We start from the raw sequence: 3,521 nt of genomic DNA, 5'->3' as shown, positions 1-3,521 counted from the left end.
GTTTAAAAAAATTCAGTAGTGATATTGCTCGACATGAGCAATTCTTATATAAATTTATTTACTAGTAACGCCTAGAAACGTGGCATTTGACCTCCGCCAAAGCCCATATTCTTCATCATGGACTCCATGGCACGGCGACCCTTCTTTGCATTACCGCCCTGAGTCATAGCCTTCATCTTGCCCATCATCTTATTCATCTCTCCCCACTGACGAATAAGCTGATTGACTTCCTGAACACTACGACCAGAACCCATGGAAATACGACGGCGGCGCTGACCATTAATAATCTTTGGACGCATGCGCTCTTCTTTGGTCATGGACTGAATGATAGCTTCAATCTTTCCCATAGAGCTATCATCTACACCGCCCTGCTGGGCCATCATGCGGTCGCCACCAGGTAGAGCACCAATAAGCTTTGCAAGACCACCCATCTTGCGGATTTGGTTCATCTGATTAAGCAGGTCATCCATAGTAAAGCCTTCGCGCAACATACGCTCGGCATCTTCAACCTGCTTCTCATCTGCTGCCTGCTGGGCCTTCTCGACAATAGAGATAACATCACCCATGCCAAGGATGCGCTTGGCCATACGATCTGGGTGGAAAACCTCAAGTGAATCGGGTTTCTCGCCCATAGAAACAAACTTGATAGGCTTGCCGGTAACCTCGCGTACAGAAAGTGCACCGCCACCACGAGCATCACCATCAAGCTTGGACATGATAACGCCGTCAAAGTCTACGCGCTCGGCGAAGGTGCTAACAACATTGACAATATCCTGGCCGGTCATAGCGTCGACAACCATAAGAATCTGATCTGGCTTGACGGCACGCTTGATAGCAACGGCCTCTTCCATCATTTCTTCATCAATTTGGAGACGGCCAGCGGTATCGACAATTACCAGGTCGTTGAGGTGGTCAACAGCCTCCTGAATAGCCTGAGACGCAATAGCAACGGCGTCTTTGCCATCTCCACGATAGACTGGCACGCCAATCTCAGAGCCAAGCGTTTCAAGCTGATCTGCTGCCGCGGGACGGTGAACGTCGCAGGCAGCAAGCAGAGGATTCTTTCCCTGGGACTTAAGCAGGTAGGCAAGCTTTGCAGCTGCGGTTGTCTTACCTGAGCCCTGAAGACCAACGAGCATAATGACGGTTGGAATGCGGTTTTGCGCCAGCGTAAGCTTGGACTCGGTTGAACCAAGTAACGCCGTCAACTCATCCAGAACGATGCGAACAACGTTTTGAGCTGGGGACAGAGACTCTAGCACGTCAGCGGTCATGCACTGCTCTTTACAGCGGCCCACAAACTCCTTAACTACCTTGTAGTTAACGTCAGCCTCGAGAAGAGCCATGCGAATTTCTCGCATTGCTGAATTGATATCGTCCTCAGTGAGACGGCCCTTTCCGCGCAGAGCGGAAAATGTATTTTGCAGTCTATCTTGCAGGCTGTTAAACATTACTGAACTCCCTCACCAACAAGTGCTTCACAGAATGAACGAGCGTCAAATGTCTGAAGATCATCAATTGACTCGCCCACACCAATACGATAAATAGGCAGGTTAAGCTGGTTAGAAATTGCCAGAGCAATTCCTCCCTTTGCGGTGCCATCAAGCTTGGTAACAATAAGACCGTCCAAAGACAGTGCGTCGTTAAACTCTTTTGCCTGATTAAGGCCATTTTGACCGGTAGTTGCATCAATAACCAAGACAACGCTCACGGGAATATCCCCTGCACGCTTTCTGGTAACCGAAACAACCTTAGCAAGCTCACGCATAAGATCCGATGAGGTATGCAGACGTCCAGCAGTATCAATAAGCACCAGTTCAGTGCCTTGTTTTTCTGCCGTTTCAACAACCTCAAAACAAACGCTTGCAGGATCAGCACCACGCTCTCTGGTTACTACCTCAATACCAGAGCGCTCTCCCCATACCTGCAGCTGCTCAATTGCAGCCGCGCGGAAGGTGTCAGCACCGCCAATCAAGGTCTTAACGCCACTAGCATGTGCGCGACCAGCAATCTTACCAACAGTAGTGGTTTTACCAGCACCGTTAATACCTACGAACAAAACAATAGAGGGCGTATCCGTAAAGGGGTCTCTTTCTGCAACAGGAAACTCTGCCGTAAGGCGCTCTACAAGGGCGCGGCGAAGCTGATCGGAGCGCATAAGGTTTTCTCGCGCTGCACGCTCGCGCAGGTCGTCGGTGACACGCATAGCCACCTCGGCGCCCATGTCTCCCATAACAAGCGTGTCTTCAAGGTCATCCCAAAAATCTTCGGTGACCTCGCCGCCCATATAAAAGATTTCGCTTAAAGTCTCACGAGAACGCTCAAGACCTCGGCGAAGATTGTCCATAAAGCCCATTAGATATCAACTACCTTTCCGGTTGTCTTATCAAGCCTCTGAGAGACAACATGGCTAACACCATCTGCCTGCATAGATACACCGTACAGAACATCAGCCTGCTCCATGGTGCGCCTCTGGTGAGAAATAACAATCAGCTGAGTAGTCTCTTTGAGCTGCTCAATGGCATCAAGCAGCTTGGAGAGGTTGGCGTCGTCGAGCGCAGCCTCAACCTCATCAAAGACGTAGAACGGAACAGTGCGCGTCCTATACACAGCAAAGAGCAATGCCAGGGCAGTGAGGCTCTTCTCGCCACCTGACATGAGCATCATCTTGGTAATGCGCTTACCGCGCGGTTGAGCCACAATCTCAATGCCTGTCTCGGAGAGATGGTCAGGGTCAGTAAGCTCAATATGAGCATGACCTCCAGGGAACAGCATCGAGAAAATCTCGGAGAAGTTCTGATTGACGCGGTCAAAGACAACAAGGAAGCGGCTACGCATCTTGCGGTCAATGGCCGAGATAATCTTCTTCAGAGAAGTTCGTGCAGCCTCTAAGTCAGCTACCTGCTCATTAATGTAGTCAGCACGCTCTTTGAGGCGCTCGTACTCATCCATTGCAACGGCGTTGACAGGACCCAGCGCCTCAAGCTGACTCTTGAGCGACGCAGCAAGGCGTTCTGCCTGCTCTCTATCTTCTGGCTCAGGAAGCGTCAATGCCTCGTCCAATGAGGCGCCCGTAGCAAGAATAGCCTCGATGGCGTTTTGGACCTGAACCTCAAGCTTGCCAATCTCAACGCTAATCTGGTTAGCAGCGTCTTTCTCTTTTTCTACCGCAAGCGCAGCTTCAGAAGCAGCGTCTTTTGCCTCAGAGATGGTCTCTCGCAGCGTCTCGGAGTCTGCCTCCGCCAACGACGCGCGATCCTTGAGCCTGGACGCCCACTCAAGCGCCTTCTGGTGCAGAGCGTCGTAGCGCTTGTACAGCGGATCCACGCGCAGCCTGATTACCTCAAGCGCGTGCGTTGCCTGCTTAGCGGCAGCAAGCTGCTCGTCCAGCTGAGACAGACGCCTCTCAAGCTCTGCCTGGCGAGAAGCCATACTCGTTGCGCGCTCTTTTGCAACAGTGAGGTCCGTCTTTGCATCCTAAAGCTCTCGGTTTGCCCTACCCTGTGCTCGATTGGCATCCT

The 3,521-nt window shown here is 51.4% G+C and carries 2 protein-coding genes and 1 pseudogene; all 3 read right to left on the bottom strand.

Annotation, left to right across the window (positions count from 1 at the left end; genetic code table 11):
* Positions 1-71 precede the first annotated feature (71 nt).
* Positions 72-1,451 (bottom strand): signal recognition particle protein, encoded by a 1,380-nt coding sequence (gene ffh, locus RWJ43_RS06410; protein WP_314009070.1) that lies wholly within the window; start codon positions 1,449-1,451, stop codon positions 72-74.
* Positions 1,451-2,356 (bottom strand): signal recognition particle-docking protein FtsY, encoded by a 906-nt coding sequence (ftsY, locus tag RWJ43_RS06405; protein WP_035427731.1) that lies wholly within the window; start codon positions 2,354-2,356, stop codon positions 1,451-1,453. The genes ffh and ftsY overlap by 1 nt, the downstream gene beginning before the upstream one ends.
* Positions 2,356-3,477: pseudogene (locus RWJ43_RS06400) on the bottom strand (AAA family ATPase); the annotation flags it as partial. The pseudogene RWJ43_RS06400 and the gene ftsY, both read right to left, overlap by 1 nt.
* Positions 3,478-3,521: the final 44 nt, after the last annotated feature.

The organism is Lancefieldella parvula (assembly GCF_963530955.1).
Lineage (GTDB): Bacteria > Actinomycetota > Coriobacteriia > Coriobacteriales > Atopobiaceae > Lancefieldella > Lancefieldella parvula_A.
The sequence above is the reverse complement of the archived record's forward strand: the minus strand, read 5'-3'. Positions and strand labels throughout refer to the sequence as shown.

Coding starts and splice junctions, on each gene's coding strand:
- ffh (WP_314009070.1), bottom strand. CDS start 1,451: ATGTTTAACAGCCTGCAAGATAGACTGCAAAATACATTTTCCGCTCTG.
- ftsY (WP_035427731.1), bottom strand. CDS start 2,356: ATGGGCTTTATGGACAATCTTCGCCGAGGTCTTGAGCGTTCTCGTGAG.